Below are 17,092 nucleotides of genomic sequence, written 5' to 3' on the forward strand. Positions count from 1 at the left end.
GGAGCGAGCTTGCTCGCGATAGCGTCAGCCCACTCAACACCTTTCCAACCTGCCTTGCTCCACCCACAATGCCCAACTCATCCCCCTGACTGTCCACCCCAGGAATGACAATGAACCCCTTCGAAGAAATGCGCATCTTTGCCCAGGTCATGGAGTCAGGCAGCTTCACCGCCGCGGCGGACAAGCTGGGGCTGTCCAAGCAGTTCGTCAGCCGCAAGCTCATGGCGTTGGAACAGCGCCTGGGCGTACGCCTGCTCAATCGCTCGACCCGCCGGCTGGACGTCACCCCGTTGGGCCAGCGTTATTACGAAGCGTCGCTGCGCCTGCTCAATGACGTCGAACAGGTGGAGCAGGGGATCAGCGGCCAGACCAGTGAGCCCCGTGGCACGATTCGGCTCAGCGCACCGCTGTCCTTCGCCATGGCGCATCTGGGCAGCCTGTTGCCGCAGTTCCTGCAGCGTTATCCGGGCGTCAGCGTCGAAGTGGACCTGAGCGACCGCTCGGTGGACCTGCTGGGGGAGGGCTATGACTTGGCGCTGCGCATCGGCGTGCTGGAGGACTCGACGCTGATTGCCCGGCGCATCGCGACCATCGAGCGGGTGTACTGCGCCAGTCCGGCTTACCTGGCGCTAAAAGGCACACCCGTGCGACCGGAAGACCTGCGCCATCATGACTGCCTGCCCTATGGGCACAGCCGCCAGGTGCAGTGGCGTTTCGCGGGGGCCGGCAAACCGTTGACCCTGGAGGTCACGGGACGCATGCGCGCCAATAACGGCGATGTGCTCAGGGACGCGGCCATCGCCGCAATGGGGGTCACCTACCTGCCCACCTTCATCCTCGGCGATGCCTTGAAGGATGGTCGGTTGATCAAGGTGTTGGAGGGGTTCGAAACCGAGCCCCTGGCGCTGTCGGCGGTCTACCCGCAACATCGCCAAGGCTCACGCCCGGTGCAGGCATTGGTGGAGTTCTTGCGCGAACACATGCAATAACGCCTCGGGCGTGCAGCCGTCGGGCGACGGCTGACGCATCCGCGGCGTACGATCAGGCGGCGAGGCTGGCGCTGCTCAGTTCTTTTTTGTACTGCGCTTTCATGGTTTCCATTTCCGCACCCAAGGCGTCCAGTTGTGCCTTGCCCAGCAGTTTTTTCGCGTGGGGGAACATTTCTTTTTCTTCCTCTTCGATGTGGTGCTCAAGCAGCTCCTTGACCACTTTTGCCCGGCCGGAAAATTCCGCTGTGGACGGGTCGGTCGCCTTCAGGTCAGGCAGCACCAGCGAGTCGACGGTGCGGTGCTCTTCCTTGGCTTCGTAGTACATCTGCGCCTCCTCCTTGCCACCTGCCTGCTTGAAAGCCGGATAAAGGATTTCTTCTTCCAGGCGGGTATGGATGGAAATTTCCATTTCCAGTTTCGCCAACAGGTCGGTACGTTTTTTCACGGCGCGTTCGGTCGACTCGCTCAGTTGAGTCAGGATGGCTTTGACGCGCTCATGGTCGGCTTTCAACAGATCGATGGCATTCATAGGTAGCTCCTCGGCAATTCACGGATGCGGGCAGGCTTCAAGCGCCGACGCCGCGTAAAAGCTGAATTGCATCAGCTGTGCCAGCCGAGCGGGGTTTTAAAGCCATTTAAAAACAATGGGTTGAGAGACTCATTATTTTCAGCGTCGTGCAAGCTGCATGAGCCGGGCAAGATACGCGTTGCACTTTGCGCTGATGGCCTGCCACTCCTCGTGATTCCGAGCCAAAAAAATGCCCGTATCTCGCGATACGGGCATTTTCAGTGGTTACGACGCTTGGGCGATCAGCCCACCAAGCCTGCCTGCTGAACCAGGGTCAGCAACGGCTGCGGGTACACGCCAAGGAAGAACGCCAACACGGCGATGGCCAGCAGCATCACGCCGCCTGCCTTCTGTTCCCAGTGCAACTCGGCATCGTGACGACGCAGGTTCGGTTCCATCAGGTACAGGGTGACCATCACGCGCAGGTAGTAGAACACGCCGATGGCACTGCCCAGCACCAGGGAGCCGACCAGCCACCATTGGTGAGCCTCGACGCCGGTGGCGATGATGTAGAACTTGCCGATGAAGCCGGCGGTCAGCGGGATGCCGGCCAGGGACAGCATCATCACGGTCAGCACGGCGGTCAGGTACGGACGGCGCCAGAACAGGCCGCGGTATTCGTACAGGGCGTCGGCGTCGCGGCCGTTGTACGGCGAGGACATCAGGGTGATCACGCCGAAGGCGCCGAGGCTGGTGATCACGTAGGTGACCAGGTACACGCCGATGGCTTCCACGGCCAGGCCCTTGCTGGCGATCAGGGCGATCAGCAGGTAGCCGAAGTGGGCGATGGACGAGTAACCCAGCAGACGCTTGAGGTTGCTCTGGGTCAGTGCCAGCAGGTTACCGAACAGGATCGACGCGATGGCGATGATGGTCAGCACGTTGCTCAGTACACCGCTGCTGGCCACGGGCGAGATCTGGAACAGCCGCACCATGACCGCGAACACCGCCACTTTCGACGCGGTGGCCAGGAACGCCGCCACCGGTGCCGGGGCGCCTTCGTAGACGTCCGGGGTCCAGAGGTGGAACGGTACCAGCGACAGCTTGAACGCTAGGCCGATCAGCATCATGCCCAGGCCCAGTTGCGCGATCGGGCTAGGCAGGCCGGTGGCCGCCAGGGCCTGGCCGATGCCGACGAAGCTCAGGGTGCCAGCTTCGGCATAGAGCAGGGCCATGCCGAACAACAGGAACGCGGAACCGGCCGCCGACAGCACCATGTACTTGATGCCGGCTTCCAGGGAACGCTTGTTGAAGAAGGCGTAGGCCACCAGGCCGTAGACCGGTACCGACAGCAGTTCCAGGCCGATGAACAGGCTGGCCAGGTGCTGCGAGCTGACCAGCACCAGGCCGCCGGCGGCGGCCATCAGGATCAGCAGGTACAGTTCTTCGCGGTTGCCCGGGTAACCCGAGCCGCCATCGCCGAGGTAGGCGTGGGCGAGGGTGACGCAGGCCAGGGTGGCGATCAGGATCAGCGCCATGTAGAGGCAGGCGAAGCTGTCGATCTGCATCAGTGGCGTGACCGCCAGTGGCGCGACTTTCAGGGCCGGCAAAATCGACAGCAGGGCCAGGTTCAGCCCCGCCACCGACAGCAGGAAGGTCTGCGAGTGATTGCGCCGCCAGGCGATCGCCAGCATCACCACGATGATCGTGGCGCTGGTGATCAACAGCGGCGCAAGCGCGATAAAGTGTTGAATCGTGAATTCCATAGCGCTCTTACCGGGCCGAAGCGAGTTGAGAGAAGGCGGTGCCGAGCCACTGCTGCACGCCATGCATCGTGGCGGCAGAGGTGTCGAGGAACGGTTGCGGGTACACGCCGAGGTAAACCAGCAGCACCGCAAGGCCGAGCACCATGATCAGTTCGCGACCGTCCATGCCACGCAACACTTCATCCGACTTGGCCGGACCGAAGTAGGCGCGGTGGATCATGATCAGCGAGTAGACCGAACCGAACACCAGGCCAGAGGTGGCAATCGCCGTGATCCACGGCGCACTGACGAACGAGCCGATCAGGATCAGGAACTCGCCGACGAAGTTGCCCGTGCCCGGCAGGCCCAGGGACGCGGCCGCGAAGAACAGGCTGATGGCCGGCAGGTAGGCGATGCGCGACCAGATGCCGCCCATTTCACGCATGTCCCGGGTGTGCAGGCGCTCGTACAGCTGACCGCTGAGGATAAACAGCGCCGCCGCCGACAGGCCGTGGGCCAGCATCTGGATCACCGCGCCTTGCAGGGCCAGCTGGCTGCCGGAGTAGATCCCGATCAGCACGAAGCCCATGTGCGAAACGCTGGAGAACGCGATCAGGCGCTTGATGTCGGTCTGGGCGAACGCCAGGAACGCACCGTAGAAAATCCCGATCAGGCCCAGGGTCATGGCAATCGGCGCGAACTCCGCCGAGGCATTGGGGAACAGCGGCAAGGCAAAGCGCAGCAGGCCGTAGGCCGCGGTCTTCAGCAAGATACCCGCCAGGTCCACGGAACCGGCGGTCGGCGCCTGGGCGTGGGCGTCCGGCAGCCAGGAGTGGAACGGCACCACCGGCAGCTTCACCGCGAACGCGATGAAGAAGCCCAGCATCAGCACGTACTCGGTGGTGCGCGACATCTGCACTTTCAACAGGTCGGCGTAGTTGAAGGTAATCACACCGGTGTTGTTGAAGTTGACCAGCACCAGGCCAAGGATCGCCACCAACATGATCAGGCCGGAAGCCTGGGTGAAGATGAAGAACTTGGTCGCCGCGTAGATCCGGGTTTTCTTGCCGTCCGAAGAACTGTGACCCCAGAGCGCGATGAGGAAGTACATCGGCACCAGCATCATTTCCCAGAAGAAGAAGAACATGAACAGGTCCAGCGCCAGGAACACGCCGACGACACCGCCCAGGATCCACATCAGGTTCAGGTGGAAGAAACCGACGTGACGCTGGATCTCTTTCCAGGAGCAGAGGACCGAGAGAATACCCAGCAGGCCGGTCAGCAGGATCATCAGCAACGACAGGCCGTCGAGGGCCAGGTGCACGCTGATGCCGAAGCGCGCGATCCAGGCGTGCTTGAACTCAAGTGCCCAGGTCGGATCGGCGCCAGGGGCCGGAGCGAATGAATAGTCGCCGGTCGCCCACAGCCAGAGGCCGAGCGCGAGTTCCAGGGACATGGTCAGCAGCGCAATCCAGCGCGGGAGCGTGGAGCTGGAGCGCTCCGCGATCCAGCACAGCAGGCCGCCGATGAAGGGGATCAGGATTAGCCAGGGCAGAATCATGACGGGCTCGTTTCCTTTCGCAAGTTCGCAAGGTTCATATCAGACCGCTACCAGCACGATGGCGCCGATAACCAGCACGGCGCCAGCCGCCATGGAAGCCGCATACCAACGCAGTTGACCGGTCTCGGTACGGCTCAAGGCGGTGTGACCGCCCTTGGCCATGCGCGGGATCAGGCCAATGGTCTGGTCGAGCGGGTCTTTGCGCAGAATGTGGCTGATCGCAAGGTATGGCTTGACGAACAGTTTGTCGTAGATCCAGTCGAAGCCCCAGGCGGCGAACCACCAGGCCGAAAGGAACCGCCCGATGCCGCTGTTGGCGACCGCCGTGACGAAACGACGCTTGCCCAGGAACAGCAGGGCGGCCAGCAGGATACCCGCCAGGGCGATGGCGCCGGAGGCGATTTCCAGGCTGTGCTTGGCTTCGCCGCCGGCATGGCCGACGCTTTGCGGCAGCACATCGGCCAGCGGTGGGGTGATCAGGGCGCCGACGAAGGTCGACAGCACGATCAGCACCGACAGTGGCAGCCAGTGGGCAATGCCGTGGCCGGCGTGGGCTTCGGTCTTGGCTTCACCGTGGAACGCGATGAAGATCAGGCGGAAGGTGTACAGCGAGGTCATGAACGCACCCACCAGACCGGCATAGAGCAGGCCCTGGTTACCGCTGGCGAACGCTTCCCAGAGGATCTCGTCCTTGGAGTAGAAACCGGCGGTGACCAGTGGCAGGGCCGCCAGGGCCGCGCCGCCGACGATGAAGCTGGCGTAGGCCAGCGGCAGTTTCTTCCACAGGCCGCCCATCTTGAAGATGTTCTGCTCGTGGTGGCAGGCCACGATCACCGCACCGGACGCCAGGAACAGCAGGGCCTTGAAGAAGGCGTGGGTCATCAGGTGGAAGATCGCGCCTTCCCAGGCTCCGACGCCCAGGGCCAGGAACATGTAGCCGATCTGGCTCATGGTCGAGTAGGCGAGGATGCGCTTGATGTCGGTCTGCACCAGGGCAGCAAAACCGGCCAGCACCAGGGTCACACCGCCAACAATGCCGACCAGGTGCAGGATGTCCGGCGCCAGGGCGAACAGGCCGTGGGTACGGGCGATCAGGTAGACACCGGCGGTCACCATGGTCGCGGCGTGGATCAGTGCCGAGACCGGGGTAGGACCGGCCATCGCGTCCGCCAACCAGGTCTGCAGCGGCAGTTGTGCGGATTTACCGACGGCACCGCCCAGCAGCATCAGGGTCGCCAGGACGATCCAGAAGTCACCGACCTTGAAGTGCTCGGGTGCCTTGACCAGCAGTTCCTGGATATTCAGCGTGCCCAGTTGCTGGAACAGGATGAACAGGCCGATGGCCATGAACACGTCGCCGATCCGGGTCACGATGAACGCCTTGAGTGCGGCGTTGCCGTTGTTGCGGTTGCTGTAGTAGAAACCGATCAACAGGTACGAGCACAGGCCCACGCCTTCCCAGCCGAAGTACAGGAACAACAGGTTATCGCCGAGCACCAGGAACAGCATGCTGGCGATGAACAGGTTGGTGTAGGCGAAGAAGCGCGAGTAACCGGCTTCACCGCGCATGTACCAGGAGGCGAACAGGTGGATCAGGAAGCCCACGCCGACCACCACGCCGAGCATGGTGACCGAGAGGCCGTCCAGGTACAGGGCGAAGTTCGGGGTGAAGCCTTCCACCGCCATCCACTGCCACAGCACTTGCACGTACCGGCCACCTTCCGGCGGGGCGACGTTGAATTGCCAGATCACGTAGGCCGTGACGATGGCAGACAGGCCGATGGAACCCACGCCAACCAGCGCCGACAGGTTTTCCGACCAGCGTCCACGGGAGAACGACAGCAGCAGGAAACCGACAAGAGGAAATATGAAAGTCAGGAAGAGAAGGTTCATCCGCGCATCTCGCTGGCAGCGTCAATATCGAGAGTGTGGAAGCGGCGATACAGCTGCAACAGGATCGCCAGGCCGATACTGGCCTCGGCGGCTGCCAGGCTGATCACCAGGATGAACATGATCTGTCCATCCGGCTGCGCCCAGCGAGCGCCCGCGACGATGAAAGCCAGGGCGGAGGCATTCATCATGACCTCCAGGCTCATCAACACGAACAGAATGTTGCGGCGGACCATCAGGCCGACCAGACCGAGACAGAACAGGATGCCGGCGACCGCCAGGCCATGTTCGAGAGGGATAGCAGGCATGTGATTACTCCTTCGCCTCGTTACGGCCCAAATGGAACGCCGTGACGGCTGCGGCAAGCAGCAGCATCGAGGCGAGTTCGACCACCAGCAGGTACGGACCGAACAGGCTGATGCCCACGGCCTTGGCGCCTACGGTGGTGTGGCCGATGGCCTGGCCGCTCTGGTGAGCGAACAGCACATACAGCAGTTCACCCAGCAGCAGGGCGGCGAGAATCACCGGCCCCGCCCAGATGCCCGGCTTGAGCCAGGAGCGTTCCTGCTGGACCGCGGCCGGGCCGAGGTTGAGCATCATCACCACGAACACGAACAGCACCATGATGGCGCCAGCGTAGGCGATCACTTCCAGGGCACCGGCGAACGGCGCGCCGAGGGCGAAGAAGGTCATGGCCACGGCGATCAGCGAAATGATCAGGTAGAGCAGGGCATGTATGGGATTAGTGTTGGTGACCACACGAAGCGTGGACACCACCGCGATACCCGATGCGAAATAGAAAGCGAATTCCATCTTTCTTCCTTAAGGCAGCAAGCTCTTCACGTTGATCGGTTCGGCTTCATTCTGCGCGGCGCCTTTTGGCTTACCGGCAATGGCCATGCCTGCAACACGATAGAAGTTGTAATCAGGGTTTTTACCGGGACCGGAAATCAGCAGATCTTCTTTCTCGTACACCAGGTCCTGACGTTTGAACTCGGCCATTTCGAAATCCGGCGTGAGCTGGATCGCGGTGGTCGGGCAGGCTTCCTCGCAGAGGCCGCAGAAAATGCAGCGCGAGAAGTTGATGCGGAAGAAGTCCGGGTACCAGCGACCGTCTTCGGTTTCAGCTTTCTGCAGCGAGATGCAACCCACCGGGCACGCCACGGCGCACAGGTTGCAGGCCACGCAGCGTTCCTCGCCGTCGGGGTCGCGGGTCAGGACGATGCGGCCACGGTAACGGGGGGCCAGGTAGACCGGCTCTTCCGGGTATTGCAGGGTGTCGCGCTTGCGAAAGCCATGGCCGAAGATCATGACCAGGCTTCGCAGTTGGGTACCGGTACCCTTAACGATGTCGCCAATATATTTGAACATGGGTCAAATCCTCACTGAACCGCGGCCGCAGGCGCGTTCATCAAAACGATCGCAGCGGTCACCAGCATGTTGATCAGGGTCAGCGGCAGGCAGAATTTCCAGCTGAAGTCCATCACCTGGTCGTAGCGTGGGCGCGGGATCGAGGCGCGCAGCAGGACGAACAGCATGATGAAGAACGCGGTCTTCAGGGCGAACCAGACGAAGGACAGTTGCGGCAGGATGCCGAACGGACCGTGCCAGCCACCGAAGAACAGCGTCACCAGCAGCGCCGAGATCAGGATGATGCCGATGTATTCACCGACGAAGAACATGCCCCATTTCATGCCGGCATATTCAATGTGGTAACCGTCGGCCAGTTCCTGTTCCGCTTCCGGCTGGTCGAAGGGGTGACGGTGAGTCACGGCCACGCCAGCGATGAAGAAGGTACAGAAACCGAAGAACTGCGGAATGATGAACCACAGGTTCTGGGCCTGGTACTCGACGATGTCGCGCATGTTGAACGAGCCGGCCTGGATCACGATGCCCATGAGCGCCAGGCCCATGAACACTTCGTAGGACACGGTCTGGGCCGAGGCCCGCAGGCTGCCCAGCAGGGCGAACTTGTTGTTGCTCGACCAGCCGGCGAACAGCACCGCGTACACCGACAGGCCGGCCATGGCGAAGAAGAACAGCAGGCCGATGTTCAGGTCCGCCACGCCCCAGGTCGGGGTGATCGGGATGATCGCGAAGGCGATCAGCAAGGCGCTCATGGCCACGACCGGTGCCAGGGTGAAGATCACCTTGTCGGCAAACGGCGGTGTCCAGTCTTCCTTGAAGAACATCTTGATCATGTCGGCGGCGATCTGGAACATGCCGAACGGGCCAACGCGGTTCGGACCGTAGCGGTCCTGCCACCAGCCCAGCAGGCGACGTTCGACGAAGCTCAGCAACGCGCCGCAGACCACCACGGCCAGCAGGATCACGATGGCCTTGAGGACCGTCAGGATCACATCGATCACTTCAGGGGTGAACCAGCTCATTGCGCTGCCTCCTGCAGACCGTCGACGGTTTTGCCGAATATCGCCGGTGGAATACCCGCCAAACCGGCCGGCAGGGCCACCAGGCCGGCGCCCAGTTCTTCATTGATGCGCAGCGGCAGACGCAGGGTCTGGCCGGCCACGTTCAGGCTCAGCAGGGCACCATCGTTGACGCCCAGGCGGTCGGCTTCGGACTTGGCCAGCGCCACGTAGGCGGTTGGGATGCGTTCCTGCACCGGTGCGGCCTTGGAAGAGTTCTCTTCGCTGCCGAACAGGTGATGGAACGGCACGACCTGCCAGGTGCCCGGTGCCGGGTTGAAGGCGCGTGGCACGCTGGCGAACCAGCTCAGGCCATCGCCCTGGCTTTCGATCAGGCGGGTGCCCGGGTCGCCAGCACGCAGGTGACCACCGACTTCGTCCTGGAACTTGTTCCAGGCTTGCGGCGAGTTCCAGCCCGGGGACCAGGCGAACGGCACTTGCGAGCGCGGTTCGGTGGAGCCCGAGTAGCCTTCCATGGAGAACGAGAACGCTGTGTCGTTGTCCTGGGAGGTCCGTGGTTCGTGGACGCTGATGTCGGCGCGCATCGCGGTGCGACCGGAGTAGCGCAGCGGTTCGCGCGCCAGTTTCAGGCCCTTGATGCGGAACGAGGCCGATGGCGCGGCATCGACGATGCGAGCCAGTTGCGGGCTGCTCGAAGCGACGGCGGCGGTGACGTGGTCCAGTTGCGTCCAGTCGATCGGCTGGTCCAGCAGGGTGGCGCGCAGGGCATGCAGCCAGCGCCAGCCTTCGTGGACCAGGATGCTGGCGTCCAGGTAAGTCGGGTCGAACACCTGGAAGAAGCGCTGGGCGCGGCCTTCCTGGCTGACCAGCGTACCGTCGCCTTCGGCGAAGCTCGCCGCCGGCAGCACCAGGTGGGCGCGGTCGGTGGTGGCGGTTTTCTGGTGGTCGGCGACGATCACCACTTTCGCGGCGTTCAGGGCGGCGTCCACCCGGGCTTTGTCGGTGCGAGTGTAGAGATCGTTTTCCAGCACGACGATGGCGTCGGCACTGCCGTCGATCACCGCTTGCAGGGCGGCGTCCACCGATTCGCCACCGAGCATGGCCAGGCCAAGGCTGTTGGCTTCCGGCACGATCAGGCTGATGGAACCGTTCTTCTCGCGCAGCTTCAAGGCCTTGGCGATGTTGGCGGCGGCTTCGATCAAGGCCTTGGAACCCAGGGAGGTGCCGGCGATGATCAATGGGCGCTTGGCCGCCAGCAGGGCGTCGGCGATGCGTTGGGCCAGGGCGGCCGCTTCGCTGTCCAGGCCGTCGACGGCCGGGGCGCTGGCGTCCAGGGCGTGGGCTACGGCGAAACCGATGCGGGCCAGGTCGTCCGGAGCGGCGTGGACGCATTCTTCGGCGACGTCGTCGAGCTTGGTTTCAGCGAGGCTGGCGATGAACAGCGGGTTCAGCGCGTGCTGGCCGATGTTCTTCACGGCGGCGTCGAGCCATGGCTGCACGCGCATGGCGTCGGCCATGTCCTCGGCCTTGCCCTTGACCGATTGGCGCAGGGCCAGGGCCATGCGGGCGGCGGTCTGGGTCAGGTCTTCGCCAAGGACGAACACGGCGTCGTGGTCTTCGATGTCGCGCATCGTCGGCACCGGCAGCGGGCTGTCCTTGAGCACTTGCAGCACCAGGCGGATGCGTTCCAGCTCGCCGGCTTCGATGCCACTGTAGAAGTGCTCGGCGCCGACCAGTTCACGCAGGGCGTAGTTGCTTTCCAGGCTGGCCCGTGGCGAACCGATGCCGACGATGTTGCGCCCGCGCAGCAGCTCGGCGGCCTTGTCCAGCGCTTCGTCCAGGCTCAGCTTGGCGCCGCCCGCCAGCAGCGGTTGGCGTGGGCGATCCTTGCGGTTGACGTAGCCATAGCCGAAACGGCCACGGTCACACAGGAAGTACTGGTTGACCGAACCGTTGAAGCGGTTTTCGATGCGCCGCAGTTCACCGTAGCGCTCGCCCGGGGAAATGTTGCAGCCGCTGGAGCAGCCATGGCAGATGCTTGGCGAGAACTGCATGTCCCACTTGCGGTTGTAGCGTTCGGAGTGAGTCTTGTCGGTGAACACACCGGTCGGGCAGACCTCGGTGAGGTTGCCGGAGAACTCGCTTTCCAGGGTGCCGTCTTCGACGCGACCGAAGTACACGTTGTCGTGGGCACCGAACACGCCCAGGTCGGTACCGCCGGCGTAGTCCTTGTAGAAACGCACACAGCGGTAGCAGGCGATGCAGCGGTTCATCTCGTGGGAGATGAACGGGCCCAGTTGCTGGTTCTGGTGGGTGCGCTTGGTGAAGCGATAACGGCGCTCGTTGTGGCCGGTCATCACGGTCATGTCTTGCAGGTGGCAGTGGCCGCCTTCCTCACAGACCGGGCAGTCGTGAGGGTGGTTGGTCATCAGCCATTCGACGACGCTGGCGCGAAACACTTTCGCTTCTTCGTCGTCGATGGAGATCCAGCTGCCGTCGGTGGCGGGGGTCATGCAGGACATGACGATCCGACCACGCTTGTCGTTTTCGTCGGTGTACTGCTTGACCGCGCACTGGCGACAAGCGCCAACGCTGCCAAGGGCGGGGTGCCAGCAGAAATAAGGAATGTCGAGGCCCAGCGACAGACATGCCTGTAACAGGTTGTCTGCGCCATCGACTTCGAGCTCTTTGCCGTCTACGTGGATAGTGGCCATGGTTCAAAGTTCTTCGTTGGCCCGGTGTCAGCGGGCGTGGCTAATGGAATCTTGTTGTTCGCGTGAATCAACACAGCCGCTTACGGCGTCATCACACGAGAAGGCGAAGGGCACGGACCCTTCGCCTTTTTAAGCGTTTACGCGCCGACTACGATCGGCTTTGCCAGAGGCGGGACGACGGCGCTGGTGGGCGCGATGCCGGCTTCGAACTCTGGACGGAAGTATTTGATGGCGCTGCCCAACGGCTCCACGGCACCCGGTGCGTGAGCACAGAAGGTCTTGCCTGGGCCGAGGAAACCCACCAGACCCAGCAGGGTCTCGATGTCGCCGGCCTGGCCTTCGCCGTTTTCAATGGCCCGCAGCAGCTTGACGCTCCACGGCAGGCCGTCGCGGCAAGGGGTGCAGAAACCGCACGACTCACGGGAGAAGAACTCTTCCATGTTGCGCAGCAGCGACACCATGTTGACGCTGTCGTCCACCGCCATGGCCAGGCCGGTACCCATGCGGGTGCCCACCTTGGCGATGCCGCCGGCGTACATTTGTGCGTCCAGGTGTTCCGGCAGCAGGAAACCGGTACCGGCGCCGCCGGGCTGCCAGCACTTGAGCGTGTAGCCGTCGCGCATGCCGCCGGCGTAGTCTTCGAACAGCTCGCGGCCGGTGATGCCGAACGGCAGTTCCCACAGGCCAGGGTTCTTGACCTTGCCGGAGAAGCCCATGAGCTTGGTGCCCATGTCTTCGCTGCCGTCGCGGGCCAGGGATTTGTACCAGTCCACGCCGTCGGCAATGATCGCCGGCACGTTGCACAGGGTCTCGACGTTGTTCACGCAGGTCGGCTTGCCCCACACGCCCACGGCGGCAGGGAAGGGCGGCTTGGAGCGTGGGTTGGCGCGGCGGCCTTCCAGGGAGTTGATCAGCGCGGTTTCTTCACCGCAGATGTAGCGCCCGGCGCCGGTGTGGACGAACAGCTCGAAGTCGAAGCCGCTGCCCAGGATGTTCTTGCCCAGCAGGCCCGCGGCCTTGGCTTCTTCCACGGCACGGTTCAGGTGCTTGGCGGCGGTGGTGTATTCGCCGCGCAGGAAGATGTAGCCACGGTAGGTCTTCAGCGCGCGTGCACTGATCAGCATGCCTTCGATCAGCAGATGGGGCAGTTGCTCCATCAGCATGCGGTCCTTCCAGGTGTTGGGTTCCATTTCATCCGCGTTGCACAGCAGGTAGCGGATGTTGATGGATTCGTCCTTGGGCATCAGGCCCCACTTCACGCCCGTGGGGAAGCCCGCGCCGCCACGACCTTTAAGGCCGGAATCCTTCACGGTCTGGACGATGTCGTCCTGGGCCATGTCGGTGAACGCCTTGCGCGCGGCGGCGTAGCCGTTCTTGGCCTGGTACTCGTCCAGCCACACCGCTTCGCCGTCGTCACGCAGACGCCAGGTCAGGGGATGGGTTTCGGCCGAACGCTGGATGCGGTTGGCGGGCCCGAAGGAAGTCAGGGTCATACGTAGCCCTCCAGCAGTTTGGCGACGCCATCAGGCTGGACGTCACCGAAGGTGTCGTCGTCGATCATCAGCGCCGGTGCCTTGTCGCAGTTGCCCAGGCAGCACACCGGCAGCAGGGTGAAGCGGCCGTCGGCGGTGGTCTGGCCCAGGCCGATGCCCAGCTTGCTCTGGAGCTCGCCGACCACCGATTCGTGGCCGCCGATGTAGCAGACCATGCTGTCGCAGACGCGAATGATGTGACGGCCCACTGGCTGGCGGAAGATCTGGCTGTAGAAAGTGGCGACGCCTTCGACGTCGCTGGCCGGGATGCCGAGGATCTCGCCGATGGCGTAGAGCGCGCCGTCGGGCACCCAGCCACGTTCCTTCTGGACGATCTTCAGGGCTTCGATCGACGCCGCGCGCGGGTCTTCGTAGTGATGCAACTCGTGCTCGATGGCCGAGCGCTCGGTTTCGCTCAGGGCGAAACGGTCAGTCTGGATAAGCGTGCTGTTCATGCTTAGCGGTCCACGTCGGCCATAACGAAATCGATACTACCCAGGTACGCGATCAAGTCCGCGACCATGCTGCCTTTGATCACCGAAGGGATCTGCTGCAGGTGCGGGTAGCTTGGGGTGCGAATCCGGGTGCGGTAGCTCATGGTGCCGCCGTCGCTCGTCAGGTAATAACTGTTGATGCCCTTGGTCGCTTCGATCATCTGGAAGGACTCGTTGGCCGGCATGACCGGGCCCCACGAAACCTGCAGGAAGTGCGTGATCAGGGTCTCGATGTGCTGCAGCGTGCGCTCTTTGGGCGGCGGCGTGGTCAGCGGGTGATCCGCCTTGTACGGGCCTTCCGGCATGTTGCGCAGGCATTGGTCGATGATCTTGATGCTCTGGCGCATTTCCTCGACACGAACCATGCAGCGGTCATAGGCGTCACCGTTGGCCGCCAGCGGTACTTCGAATTCGAAGTTTTCGTAGCCGGAGTAGGGGCGCGCCTTGCGCAGGTCGAAGTCGCAACCGGTGGAACGTAGGCCGGCACCGGTGACGCCCCATTCCAGGGCCTCTTTGGTGTTGTAGGCGGCGACCCCGATGGTACGACCCTTGAGGATGCTGTTCTGCAGGGCGGCCTTGGTGTATTCGTCCAGGCGCTTGGGCATCCACTCGACGAAGTCCTTGACCAGCTTTTCCCAGCCGCGCGGCAGGTCGTGGGCCACGCCACCGATGCGGTACCAGGCCGGGTGCAGGCGGAAACCGGTGATGGCTTCGATCACCGTGTAGGCCTTCTGGCGGTCGGTGAAGGTGAAGAACACCGGCGTCATCGCCCCCACGTCCTGGATATAGGTACCCAGGAACAGCAGGTGGCTGGTGATGCGGAAGAACTCGGCCATCATGATGCGGATGACGTCGACCTTCTCCGGGACCTTGATCCCGGCCAGTTTCTCCACCGACAGTACGTACGGCAGGTTGTTCATCACGCCGCCGAGGTAGTCGATACGGTCGGTGTACGGGATGAAGCTGTGCCAGGACTGGCGCTCGGCCATTTTCTCGGCGCCACGGTGGTGGTAGCCGATGTCCGGCACGCAGTCGACGATCTCTTCGCCGTCCAGTTGCAGGATGATGCGGAACGCACCGTGGGCCGAAGGGTGGTTCGGGCCCAGGTTGAGGAACATGTAGTCCTCGTTGGCGCCCGAACGCTTCATGCCCCAGTCTTCAGGCTTGAAGCGCGCGGCTTCTTCCTCGAGCTGTTGCTTGGCCAGGGACAGGCTGAACGGGTCGAACTCGGTGGCACGGGCCGGGAAGTCCTTGCGCAGCGGGTGACCTTCCCAGGTCGGCGGCATCATGATGCGGGTCAGGTGCGGGTGGCCGGGGAAGTCGATCCCGTACATGTCCCACACTTCACGCTCGTACCAGTTGGCGTTCGGCCAGATGCCGGTCACGGTCGGCACGCTGAGGTCGCTCTCGGACAAGGCGACCTTGATCATTACGTCACTATTACGCTCGATCGACATCAAGTGATAGAACACGGTGAAGTCGACGCCGTCGGGCAGCCCTTGACGCTTGGTGCGCAGACGCTCGTCCACGCCGTGCAGGTCATAGAGCATGACGTACGGCTTGGGCAGGTTGCGCAGGAAAGTCAGGACTTCGACGAGTTTGGCGCGGGCGACCCAAAGCACCGGCATGCCGGTACGGGTCGGCTGGGCGGTGAACGCCTCGGGGCCAAAACGGTTGTTCAGTTCGACGACCACATCCTGGTCGTCTGCCTTGTAAGGCGGGATGTACAGAGCACTGCCTGTAGTCATGGTTATTTATCGCTTTCGGTCAACGTAAAGAATGAAGCCAGGTTCTCGTTTCTTGTACAGAGCAGAGCTGGATCAGACTTCGTCGGGGCTGCGCAGGTTGGTGACTGCGATACGCTGTTCGCGGCGCTGTTCCTTTTGCGACGGCATCTCGGCGCGATAGACGCCTTGATCGCCAACGACCCAGGACAGTGGGCGACGCTCCTGGCCAATCGACTCCTGCAACAGCATCAAGCCTTGCAGGAAAGCTTCGGGGCGAGGTGGGCAGCCGGGCACGTAGACGTCCACGGGCAGGAACTTGTCCACCCCTTGAACGACAGAGTAGATGTCGTACATGCCACCGGAGTTGGCGCACGAACCCATGGAGATGACCCACTTGGGCTCGAGCATTTGCTCGTAGAGACGCTGGATGATCGGCGCCATCTTGATGAAGCAGGTACCGGCGATAACCATGAAATCCGCCTGGCGCGGCGATGCCCGGATCACCTCGGCGCCAAAGCGCGCGATGTCGTGGGGCGCCGTGAAGGCGGTGGTCATTTCCACGTAGCAGCATGAAAGGCCGAAGTTGTACGGCCACAGGGAATTCTTGCGACCCCAGTTGACCGTGCTGTTCAGCACGTCTTCGAGCTTGCCCATGAAGATGTTTTTGTGGACTTGATCTTCTAACGGATCGGCGACGGTTTCCCGTTTGCCAATCGGATACTGCTCGTTAGGAGCATCGGGGTCGATCCTGGTGAGATTGTATTGCATTGCCAAAGCCTCATTGTTTCAGCTTCGCTTGCCGCTTGCGCCGAGCTTCCGGAGCCCAATCAAGTGCCCCCACCCGGTAAAGGTAGACAAGACCTGCCAACAGAATTGCTATGAAAACGAGAGCTTCGACGAATCCGGTCCAGCCGCTTTCGCGGACGGACACAGACCATGCAAAGAGAAAGAGGGCTTCGATATCGAAGATCACGAACAGCATCGCGACCAGATAGAATTTGGCTGAGAGCCGCAAGCGGGCGCCACCGGTAGGCAGCATGCCGGACTCGAACGGTTCATTTTTGCTGCGGCCCCAGGCTTTTGACCCAAGCAGGCTCGACACACCGAGCATGAAAGCACACAGGCCAACAACGCCCAGAAGGAAAATGGCAAAGCCCCAATTGTGGGCCATGAGTCCTGTCGCTTCGGACATGCTGGAAATCCTTAACAGAGAGCAAAGGTCTCTGAGCTTGAATGAAATAACGCAGTGACGATATGTCGCAGCAATCAATCGCGGTGATTTTATGGCTAAACACCGGGCAAGTAAAATTCCTATAGCGAAATTATTTATTGGAATAAGGACATAGCGCGCCTCCAGGACCCTGCGGCCCCGGCCCCGTGGGCGTTGGCCGGTTATTCATCAATAATATTTCGTGCGGAATGTAACAATGATAACGACTTTCAAATGATAATTATTATTATCTGTACCAGCCTTTTCTACAGTGCACTTAGTGTCGTGTCTGAGAAGCTGTCTTAATCGTCGCTACTGCAATTGTCAGCGTCGGA

Annotated in this window: 15 protein-coding genes; 1 reads left to right on the plus strand and 14 read right to left on the minus strand. The window is 62.3% G+C overall.

The window, feature by feature from the left end; all coding sequences use genetic code 11:
• The first annotated feature begins 110 nt into the window (after window positions 1–110).
• A complete protein-coding gene (locus tag J4E63_RS18005) occupies window positions 111–989 on the plus strand; it encodes a LysR family transcriptional regulator (RefSeq protein WP_207282846.1) in 879 nt (292 codons plus the stop codon).
• A 52-nt stretch (window positions 990–1,041) separates the two neighbouring features.
• Here J4E63_RS18005 and J4E63_RS18010 read toward each other — a convergent pair whose 3' ends face one another.
• From J4E63_RS18010 to J4E63_RS18075, 14 genes are all read right to left on the minus strand, one after another.
• Window positions 1,042–1,518, minus strand: a complete 477-nt coding sequence (locus J4E63_RS18010; protein WP_207282847.1) for a hemerythrin domain-containing protein — start codon at window positions 1,516–1,518, stop codon at window positions 1,042–1,044.
• Between the two features lie 281 nt (window positions 1,519–1,799).
• Complete coding sequence (nuoN, locus tag J4E63_RS18015; RefSeq protein WP_207282848.1) at window positions 1,800–3,263, minus strand: NADH-quinone oxidoreductase subunit NuoN; 1,464 nt, start codon at window positions 3,261–3,263, stop codon at window positions 1,800–1,802.
• Between the two features lie 7 nt (window positions 3,264–3,270).
• On the minus strand, window positions 3,271–4,803 hold the full coding sequence (gene nuoM, locus J4E63_RS18020; RefSeq protein ID WP_060741543.1) for an NADH-quinone oxidoreductase subunit M: 1,533 nt from the start codon (window positions 4,801–4,803) through the stop codon (window positions 3,271–3,273).
• A 39-nt stretch (window positions 4,804–4,842) separates the two neighbouring features.
• Window positions 4,843–6,696, minus strand: coding sequence for an NADH-quinone oxidoreductase subunit L (gene nuoL / locus J4E63_RS18025; RefSeq protein ID WP_060741544.1), 1,854 nt, complete (start codon window positions 6,694–6,696; stop codon window positions 4,843–4,845).
• A complete protein-coding gene (gene nuoK / locus J4E63_RS18030) occupies window positions 6,693–7,001 on the minus strand; it encodes an NADH-quinone oxidoreductase subunit NuoK (protein WP_003180046.1) in 309 nt (102 codons plus the stop codon). The genes nuoL and nuoK overlap by 4 nt, the downstream gene beginning before the upstream one ends.
• 4 nt (window positions 7,002–7,005) lie before the next feature.
• A complete protein-coding gene (gene nuoJ, locus J4E63_RS18035; RefSeq protein ID WP_060741545.1) occupies window positions 7,006–7,506 on the minus strand; it encodes an NADH-quinone oxidoreductase subunit J in 501 nt (166 codons plus the stop codon).
• A gap of 9 nt (window positions 7,507–7,515) precedes the next feature.
• Window positions 7,516–8,064: an NADH-quinone oxidoreductase subunit NuoI gene (nuoI, locus tag J4E63_RS18040; RefSeq protein WP_003180051.1), complete on the minus strand. Its 549-nt coding sequence runs from the start codon at window positions 8,062–8,064 to the stop codon at window positions 7,516–7,518.
• An 11-nt stretch (window positions 8,065–8,075) separates the two neighbouring features.
• Window positions 8,076–9,083 carry an NADH-quinone oxidoreductase subunit NuoH gene (nuoH, locus tag J4E63_RS18045; RefSeq protein WP_092196998.1) on the minus strand — a complete coding sequence of 336 codons (1,008 nt, stop codon included), beginning with the start codon at window positions 9,081–9,083 and terminating at the stop codon, window positions 8,076–8,078.
• The gene (nuoG, locus tag J4E63_RS18050; protein WP_207282849.1) at window positions 9,080–11,794 is read right to left on the minus strand and encodes an NADH-quinone oxidoreductase subunit NuoG; all 2,715 of its coding nucleotides are present in this window, start codon (window positions 11,792–11,794) and stop codon (window positions 9,080–9,082) included. Before nuoG ends, nuoH begins: the two co-directional genes overlap by 4 nt.
• A 137-nt stretch (window positions 11,795–11,931) precedes the next feature.
• On the minus strand, window positions 11,932–13,287 hold the full coding sequence (gene nuoF, locus J4E63_RS18055; RefSeq protein WP_060741547.1) for an NADH-quinone oxidoreductase subunit NuoF: 1,356 nt from the start codon (window positions 13,285–13,287) through the stop codon (window positions 11,932–11,934).
• Window positions 13,284–13,781, minus strand: a complete 498-nt coding sequence (nuoE, locus tag J4E63_RS18060) for an NADH-quinone oxidoreductase subunit NuoE (RefSeq protein WP_053123206.1) — start codon at window positions 13,779–13,781, stop codon at window positions 13,284–13,286. Before nuoE ends, nuoF begins: the two co-directional genes overlap by 4 nt.
• A gap of 2 nt (window positions 13,782–13,783) precedes the next feature.
• Window positions 13,784–15,568: an NADH-quinone oxidoreductase subunit C/D gene (gene nuoC, locus J4E63_RS18065; protein WP_060741548.1), complete on the minus strand. Its 1,785-nt coding sequence runs from the start codon at window positions 15,566–15,568 to the stop codon at window positions 13,784–13,786.
• Between the two features lie 72 nt (window positions 15,569–15,640).
• Complete coding sequence (locus J4E63_RS18070) at window positions 15,641–16,315, minus strand: NADH-quinone oxidoreductase subunit B family protein (protein ID WP_030141322.1); 675 nt, start codon at window positions 16,313–16,315, stop codon at window positions 15,641–15,643.
• A gap of 10 nt (window positions 16,316–16,325) precedes the next feature.
• Complete coding sequence (locus tag J4E63_RS18075; RefSeq protein WP_003203367.1) at window positions 16,326–16,739, minus strand: NADH-quinone oxidoreductase subunit A; 414 nt, start codon at window positions 16,737–16,739, stop codon at window positions 16,326–16,328.
• Between the last annotated feature and the right edge of the window lie 353 nt (window positions 16,740–17,092).

This window comes from Pseudomonas sp. FW300-N2F2 (assembly GCF_017351655.1).
GTDB lineage: Bacteria > Pseudomonadota > Gammaproteobacteria > Pseudomonadales > Pseudomonadaceae > Aquipseudomonas > Aquipseudomonas fluorescens_AA.

Excerpts from the sequence above, each read along its gene's own strand:
- J4E63_RS18005 (WP_207282846.1), top strand. The coding sequence starts at position 111 with ATGAACCCCTTCGAAGAAATGCGCATCTTTGCCCAGGTCATGGAGTCA.
- J4E63_RS18010 (WP_207282847.1), bottom strand. The coding sequence starts at position 1,518 with ATGAATGCCATCGATCTGTTGAAAGCCGACCATGAGCGCGTCAAAGCC.
- nuoN (WP_207282848.1), bottom strand. The coding sequence starts at position 3,263 with ATGGAATTCACGATTCAACACTTTATCGCGCTTGCGCCGCTGTTGATC.
- nuoM (WP_060741543.1), bottom strand. The coding sequence starts at position 4,803 with ATGATTCTGCCCTGGCTAATCCTGATCCCCTTCATCGGCGGCCTGCTG.
- nuoL (WP_060741544.1), bottom strand. The coding sequence starts at position 6,696 with ATGAACCTTCTCTTCCTGACTTTCATATTTCCTCTTGTCGGTTTCCTG.
- nuoK (WP_003180046.1), bottom strand. The coding sequence starts at position 7,001 with ATGCCTGCTATCCCTCTCGAACATGGCCTGGCGGTCGCCGGCATCCTG.
- nuoJ (WP_060741545.1), bottom strand. The coding sequence starts at position 7,506 with ATGGAATTCGCTTTCTATTTCGCATCGGGTATCGCGGTGGTGTCCACG.
- nuoI (WP_003180051.1), bottom strand. The coding sequence starts at position 8,064 with ATGTTCAAATATATTGGCGACATCGTTAAGGGTACCGGTACCCAACTG.
- nuoH (WP_092196998.1), bottom strand. The coding sequence starts at position 9,083 with ATGAGCTGGTTCACCCCTGAAGTGATCGATGTGATCCTGACGGTCCTC.
- nuoG (WP_207282849.1), bottom strand. The coding sequence starts at position 11,794 with ATGGCCACTATCCACGTAGACGGCAAAGAGCTCGAAGTCGATGGCGCA.
- nuoF (WP_060741547.1), bottom strand. The coding sequence starts at position 13,287 with ATGACCCTGACTTCCTTCGGGCCCGCCAACCGCATCCAGCGTTCGGCC.
- nuoE (WP_053123206.1), bottom strand. The coding sequence starts at position 13,781 with ATGAACAGCACGCTTATCCAGACTGACCGTTTCGCCCTGAGCGAAACC.
- nuoC (WP_060741548.1), bottom strand. The coding sequence starts at position 15,568 with ATGACTACAGGCAGTGCTCTGTACATCCCGCCTTACAAGGCAGACGAC.
- J4E63_RS18070 (WP_030141322.1), bottom strand. The coding sequence starts at position 16,315 with ATGCAATACAATCTCACCAGGATCGACCCCGATGCTCCTAACGAGCAG.
- J4E63_RS18075 (WP_003203367.1), bottom strand. The coding sequence starts at position 16,739 with ATGTCCGAAGCGACAGGACTCATGGCCCACAATTGGGGCTTTGCCATT.